General features: G+C 40.2%; 8 protein-coding genes. 4 read left to right on the forward strand and 4 right to left on the reverse strand.

Going from position 1 to position 6,283, the window contains the following annotated elements:
• Positions 1 to 95 precede the first annotated feature (95 nt).
• The 4 genes from gifA to clpS form a co-directional block, all read right to left on the reverse strand.
• A complete protein-coding gene (gene gifA, locus O9334_RS18300) occupies positions 96 to 296 on the reverse strand; it encodes a glutamine synthetase inactivation factor IF7A (RefSeq protein WP_045358507.1) in 201 nt (66 codons plus the stop codon).
• A gap of 224 nt (positions 297 to 520) precedes the next feature.
• A complete protein-coding gene (locus O9334_RS18305) occupies positions 521 to 1,108 on the reverse strand; it encodes a hypothetical protein (protein WP_002797180.1) in 588 nt (195 codons plus the stop codon).
• A 175-nt stretch (positions 1,109 to 1,283) separates the two neighbouring features.
• Complete coding sequence (locus tag O9334_RS18310; protein ID WP_045358506.1) at positions 1,284 to 2,120, reverse strand: CPBP family intramembrane glutamic endopeptidase; 837 nt, start codon at positions 2,118 to 2,120, stop codon at positions 1,284 to 1,286.
• Positions 2,113 to 2,400: an ATP-dependent Clp protease adapter ClpS gene (gene clpS, locus O9334_RS18315; protein ID WP_002738526.1), complete on the reverse strand. Its 288-nt coding sequence runs from the start codon at positions 2,398 to 2,400 to the stop codon at positions 2,113 to 2,115. Before clpS ends, O9334_RS18310 begins: the two co-directional genes overlap by 8 nt.
• A 198-nt stretch (positions 2,401 to 2,598) precedes the next feature.
• Between clpS and O9334_RS18320 the strand changes: the two genes are divergently transcribed.
• The 4 genes from O9334_RS18320 (at position 2,599) to O9334_RS18335 (ending at position 5,871) form a co-directional block, all read left to right on the forward strand.
• Complete coding sequence (locus tag O9334_RS18320; RefSeq protein ID WP_288001684.1) at positions 2,599 to 3,099, forward strand: hypothetical protein; 501 nt, start codon at positions 2,599 to 2,601, stop codon at positions 3,097 to 3,099.
• A 156-nt stretch (positions 3,100 to 3,255) separates the two neighbouring features.
• Positions 3,256 to 3,453 carry a hypothetical protein gene (locus O9334_RS18325; RefSeq protein WP_045358504.1) on the forward strand — a complete coding sequence of 66 codons (198 nt, stop codon included), beginning with the start codon at positions 3,256 to 3,258 and terminating at the stop codon, positions 3,451 to 3,453.
• Positions 3,454 to 3,456: 3 nt separating this feature from the next.
• Positions 3,457 to 3,723: a type II toxin-antitoxin system RelE family toxin gene (locus O9334_RS18330; RefSeq protein ID WP_288001686.1), complete on the forward strand. Its 267-nt coding sequence runs from the start codon at positions 3,457 to 3,459 to the stop codon at positions 3,721 to 3,723.
• Positions 3,724 to 3,795: 72 nt separating this feature from the next.
• Positions 3,796 to 5,871, forward strand: coding sequence for a tetratricopeptide repeat protein (locus O9334_RS18335; protein ID WP_288001689.1), 2,076 nt, complete (start codon positions 3,796 to 3,798; stop codon positions 5,869 to 5,871).
• The last annotated feature ends 412 nt before the right edge of the window (positions 5,872 to 6,283 follow it).

The raw sequence follows: 6,283 nt of genomic DNA on the forward strand, positions 1-6,283 counted from the left end.
ATCGAAAACCCACACATTCCGATCTCGGTTTGCGTGGGCCGATTGTTCACTTAATTCTAAGATTGAAAGCTGACACCTTGGCGAAATCTCAGAGCCTAACTCAGAGTAGCACCAGAGCGATCATAGGTTTGTGAAGAAAAGTCGGCCGAGAAGCGACGTTGAACAGTTCCCCCGTAGCCATTGTCATTGTCAATACCGATTTCAGAAGCACTTCTCCCTAACATCGATTGTTGACGATTTTTGACGGCGTGGTGGTGACGCATCATTAAGGCACGAGCTTGTTGTTCTGTAGACATAATCATTTCCTCCGATCTGCAAATCGTGTTTTGAACTTTTTTAATCGCCCACTAATATATATAACATACAATTCTGTATCTATTTTTACAAAACGCCCTATTCCCAGAAAAATTAACAAAACTTTACAACAGGAGGCAGTGATCAGATGTGAGTTTTCAGTTCACTGATTACTGTTTACTGATCACTGAAAAAAAGCTTCCCAACCCCAAGACATCAATCGCCCTTATACCTTAATCGAACTAGGTTCATCGACGGCGGCGATAATGCGATGACAACCGGAAAAGGGTTGCGCCCATTGATACTGGTGTTCTAAAGGATTACCCCAACAGAGGCCGAGATATAATTCTGTGCGCGCCACATCTAATTCGGCCCATTCGGACTGGGCGACTAATTCGGCTAGAGAATCGGCGGAAATGGGACGACGGGAGTTAAGCGCCCACCAAAAATTCATATTAGGGGTGATACTGTTCCAAAACTCTAAAACAGAGGCTTTGGCAGCCATGAGAATTTCCTTGTCACCCGCCACGGCAACTAATTGATTATGAATTTCGGGATAACGGAGAGTGCGATCGCCCCATTGACAAACACGCCAGATAATGCCCGAAACCTGATATTGTTGTTGATAATCGTGAACTTGGCGGCGAAAATCCTGATAGGCGAAGACTTTGCCCACCTTTTCTAGATTGATCGCCTTGGCAATCACCGGATTATCAATGCGCTCCGCCGGGGAGAGTAAGAGACGTTCCCCTTTGCAAGTGGCGTGCATTTCTCGCTCGAGGATTTCAATTAACTGCTGTGTCGAGTAAGCCATACTACCGCTCTTACCTGAGAGAGGATTTCTTTTTATGATAAACTCGAATTTCGCTAGTGGAAACGCTCGATCGCTAGAAAATTGTCATTCATCGGAAATATCGGCAGCATAAACCTTAATACATATCGGCGAAAAACCCCTCAAAAGACCGAAATTGACAGGGAGAGAAAACAGTCTAACTGTCCAGTTTTACATCGGTTACTTTTTTTCTTGTCCAGATAGCGAGAATTGTCAGAAAAAGTAAACCCATCACTCCCGCTAAAGGATTTTTATCGATTCCAGTTAACCAATCGGGAACAGTACCAGTGTATTTAATTAACTGACCCACATTTAATATATAGTATGCCCAGATTAAACCCGCGTGCAGACCGATACTTTTACCCAAACTACCACCACAGGCGCGTTTTGCCCAACCGAGAATCAATCCTAGCAAGACTAAGGCAGGAAATTGGGGAAAAGTGCGGATAATTTCGGCTAAAGGTTTAATAAAGTGGGCAAGAGCGAAAATTAAGGCACTAATCACTAGAGCGATAGCGGGACTGTAATCCTTTTCTAATTCTCGCAGTAACCAGCCGCGAAATAGTAATTCTTCGGCAAAACCCACCGCTAAAGCGACTAAAAACCCCTCCAGGATGATTTTGCCGATCTGGGGATTTGCGGGTAAGAAATTTAACCAACCTAGGAACGCTTGGGACAGAAAAAGCGAGAAAGTAAAAAATAGACCGATCGCCAAGCCGTTAATTAACTCAATCAGCGTTTTTCTTCGCCAAATTAACCCATAATCTGCTAATCCCTCATCGCCATAAATTGTCCGTCCCCACCAATGGGATAACCCCAAAAATTCCAGATAGAGAACAGAAAGGGTCAAAATTGAGACCAGATTAGCATTAGTGGCAAAAAAGTGATAGAGGGGAAGTGCGATCGGCAACCAGAGAAAAAGTAAGAGCAAAATAAAAATTCCCAGTCGCAGGGGGACTGGGTAAGTGGCAATTACCCGTAATCTTTTATTCATCGGGTTCGATGCTGCTGGTTAAACCTTTATTTTTCAAGGTTTCACAGTAAAATTCCGCGTGTTCTTGGATGCAGGTAATCACCAAGGCTGTACCATTCGTGTGCGCTTCCATCATGATATCAACTGCTTGGGGTTGCGTCATACCGGCGATCGTTTGCATTAAACTCTGAACCACATACTCCATCGAGTTAAAGTCGTCATTGTGGAGTAAAACGCGATAACGCGGTGCTGGTTTACGGATTGTCGCTGTGGAACGCTTTTCGATCACTTCTGTGGACACCGTGTCTCTCCTTTGAATCTATATCACAAATAAAGGTCAATTACTAATGATCATAATCAAAATTTCCAGATTGAGCTAGGCTTTTTCTGTGATCCGTGGGGGGTTGGGTGTTGGGGAGTGGGGGACAGCCAAAGGAATGACATTTCTAGATAGATAGATCATAATTGAATTAATTGGCTAATTTAAGCTTATTTTTCCATGGCTACTGACGAATTACAAAATCTCGATAAAAATATTCAACGCTTAAAAGAACAATTAGCTGGAATCCGCGATGCGTGGACAGGTGCGCGTCCAGAAGATAAAGTTCTTTTGCAGCAACGCATAAACGATAAGCGCATAGAAATTAAAGAATTGGAACGAGAAAAATGGGATTTAATCGCCAGCGACAGTCAAGAAGCGTCCTTTCCTGATGCCGAGGTAATGGTAGCAGAAATTATCACAGAAGTGACGGCAATTACCACAGAACCGCCCCCTGAACTTGCTTCTGCACAAATCTTAGAATCATTAAACCAAATTCTGGCTAAACTCAATCAACCAGAGCGATCGGCAGCAGCCAAATTAAAGGCAGCTATATCTACTATACCTCCTTTTGTTTCCCTGACCTACGAAGCGGAATTAGATACTGAGTCAACTTTTAAGCGTTATTTTCCCACATTTAATCGTGTGATTGCAGGGGTGAAAAATCGTCTAAAAAAGTAAGTATTCCCTCTAAAAGCTTGGCTGGTATCGAGCGGACAATTAATATTAGTCAATCGGGAATTGGTAATACACAGAACAACATCTTTAATCTGTGAAAACCAAGCCTAGTAAATGTTATCATTGAAAATAGTTATTATCAAAGACAAGAGGTAATTTATGTCAGAATTGCAAGCGGAAGCGTTAAAACCAATATTAAAAGAGTTACTCTATGAGTTATTAATACAAGAAAAGGATTTACTAAAAGAGTTAATTTATGAAGTGCTGGAAGATACGGCTATGGCTAGGGCAATTCAAGAGGGAAAAGATAGTAACAATGTCAGTCGTGATCAAATTTTGACTCTGTTAAAAGAATAAGAGATGAATATTGAATTTCGTAAAAGCTTTGAGACAGATCTACGCAATCTCAAAGATGGTAAAATTAAGCGACAAATTCAGGCAATTATTGAGGAGATAGAATCAGCCAAAAGTTTAACAGAGTTGCGTAATGTCAAAGCGATTCAAGGGTATCGAGGATTTTATCGCATTCGGATTGGGGATTATCGTCTTGGTTTATATTTAGAGCAAGATACTGTCGCCTTGGTTCGTCTTCTACCCCGAAAGGAAATGTATCGTTATTTTCCTTAAAAACCTCATTAATATTAATTTTATATTAGATTTATTTTGAGCAAAGATAATTATTTTTAGAGAGAATTAAAAATGAAAATCAATATTGAGCAAGATGGAACTGATAACAATCAAAATAATACTTTTAATCTGAATATTCCCGAACCAAAAGAACGTCAAGCTGTCCCTAGTAATGTGGGCAAAAGTACGGTTAATTTTGTCGGGAGGGAAGATGAGTTAACCTTAATTCATCAGCAATTGCAAACAGAACAAGGGGTGATTGTTTGTGCAGTAGAAGGGTTAGGGGGAATAGGAAAAACCGCTTTAGCTTTGGAATATGCGAAACGATACCAACAGGAATACGCGGCACAATATTGGTTATCCTTGCGACTATCGGGTTTAGCAGAAGAAATAGTTAAATTAGCTGGTCCCTATCTATCTTTACCAGAAATATTGAAAAAAGAATCTTTAGAAAAACAAGTGTACTGGTATTGGCAAAATTGGCTACCTCAGCAGGGAAAATTATTATTAATTCTCGATGATGTCCCCAATATCGACCGAATTCCCGATCGAATATTACCAAAAGATTCTAGGATTAAGATATTAGTCACCACTAGGGAAAGGTGTCTTAGTACGGAATTTGAGTCTATAGCTTTAGATGTTTTACCATTAGATAAATGTGTAGAATTATTAACCAAAATTGTTGGTACTGCTAAAGTTGAGAAAGAAAAAGCTTTAGTAGAACAGATTTGTCACGAAATTTTAGGACGCTTAACCTTAGCAGTGGAGTTAGTGGGGGAATATTTAGCAAAAAATCGTCATTTAAAGTTTAGCCATTTACGCGATAAATTAAATTTAGCTCATACTGCTTTAACTAAGGAAAGAAACCACAGAGATTATGGACATTTAGGGGTAGCAGCCGCAATTAAAATCAGTTGGGATGATTTAAGTTCTGCTGTTCAAAAAGTGGCAATGCTGTTGAGTTTATTCGCACCGGTGGCTATTGCTTGGACGTTGCTAGAAGATACGGCAAAATCCACGGAAATTACCGAAAGCGAACTAGAAGAAGCGCGGGGACAATTGGATAATTCTCATCTGATGCAACCCGTGGATGAGGACTATTCTTTTTATCGGATTCATCCCCTCGTGAGAGAATTTTTTCAACGGCAATTACAGGAAATTCCTGAGAAAAATTCTCTTTATCGATGCGCTTTTGTGGAAACTTTGTTAACCATTGCCGAAAATATCCCGCAAACCCCCACAAGGGAGATTATTGCAGCGGTAACTCCCGCAATTCCCCATCTGCAACTTGTCAGTCAAACCATGTTAGATGATATTCCCAACCCGGAAGATAATTTAATTCAGGTGTTTCTTGGGTTAGCTTTGTTTTATAAGGGACAGGGAGAATATGATTTAGCAGCAGTTACCTTAACAAAATGTTGTGAAGAAATCCAATCTCGCTTAGGAGAAAACCATCCAATTGTTGCTGACATTCTCAATAATTTAGCAGTGTTATATGAATTCCAAGGCAGATACGCAGAAGGAGAACTGTTGTGTAAGCACTCCCTTTCTCTGATAAAACAGCGATTAGGAGAAAAGAATCTCGATTTTGCTATTAGGCTCGATAATTTAGCGGGATTATACAAATACCAAGGCAAATACGCAGAAGCAGAATCGTTGTATAAGCACTCCCGTTCTCTGATAAAACAGCTATTAGGAGAAAACAACCTCTATTTTGCTAACATTCTCAATAATTTAGCAGAATTATACCTCAGCCAAGGCAGATACGCAGAAGCGGAACCCTTATGTAAGAGATGCCTTTCTCTGATAGAACAGCTATTAGGAGAAAACAATCTCTATTTTGCTACCAGTCTCAATAATTTAGCGGGATTATACTGCTCCCAAGGCAGATACGCAGAAGCGGAACCCTTGTATAAGCGCTCCCTTTCTCTGATAGAACAGCTATTAGGAGAAAACAATCTCGATTTTGCTAACAGTCTCAATAATTTAGCAGAATTATACAAATACCAAGGCAGATACGCAGAAGCGGAACCGTTGTATGTGAGAGCTATTGCTATTTATCAAGAAAGATTAGGAGAAAATCATCCCCATACCCAAAAAGTAAGGCAAAATTTTATGATCCTGTTGTCGCGATTATCCGATAAATAATTACAGCAAAGATTCCCCGATGAGATAGTTAATCTCTTAAAAAGTATCAGGTAGGTAAAAAAATATATATCTCCTTCCCCGGTTTTACTGGGGAGCGCTCAGTTTCCGGGATATCCTAACCAAGCTTCTCAATCTTCTAGTTCAAAAAAATCGAATAAAGCTGCTGCCGTCCTTTAAATACGCGCAAAAAAGTCCCGTACAACTGGCAAAATTTTGTCTTTGCTCTGTATCTTTTATTTGCTTGACTTTTTGAGCAACTTGTGCTAATATGGCATAGAACGAGTTAGTTAGGACAGATGCCTGAAGGCTTTACTCACAGCATCCACAAGGTTTTCACTATCATTGATAATCTGACTAACATAGTTTTTCAATCTAGCCCAGAACTTTTCAATTTTGTTGAGGTCTGGAGAAT

The sequence above is a fragment of the Microcystis sp. LE19-8.1F genome, from assembly GCF_027531715.1.
Taxonomy (GTDB): domain Bacteria; phylum Cyanobacteriota; class Cyanobacteriia; order Cyanobacteriales; family Microcystaceae; genus Microcystis; species Microcystis wesenbergii_A.

What these genes read in the sequence shown, in the direction of transcription:
- O9334_RS18330 (WP_288001686.1), top strand. Translation starts at nt 3,457, where the DNA reads ATGAATATTGAATTTCGTAAAAGCTTTGAGACAGATCTACGCAATCTC.
- gifA (WP_045358507.1), bottom strand. Translation starts at nt 296, where the DNA reads ATGTCTACAGAACAACAAGCTCGTGCCTTAATGATGCGTCACCACCAC.
- O9334_RS18305 (WP_002797180.1), bottom strand. Translation starts at nt 1,108, where the DNA reads ATGGCTTACTCGACACAGCAGTTAATTGAAATCCTCGAGCGAGAAATG.
- O9334_RS18320 (WP_288001684.1), top strand. Translation starts at nt 2,599, where the DNA reads ATGGCTACTGACGAATTACAAAATCTCGATAAAAATATTCAACGCTTA.
- O9334_RS18310 (WP_045358506.1), bottom strand. Translation starts at nt 2,120, where the DNA reads ATGAATAAAAGATTACGGGTAATTGCCACTTACCCAGTCCCCCTGCGA.
- O9334_RS18325 (WP_045358504.1), top strand. Translation starts at nt 3,256, where the DNA reads ATGTCAGAATTGCAAGCGGAAGCGTTAAAACCAATATTAAAAGAGTTA.
- O9334_RS18335 (WP_288001689.1), top strand. Translation starts at nt 3,796, where the DNA reads ATGAAAATCAATATTGAGCAAGATGGAACTGATAACAATCAAAATAAT.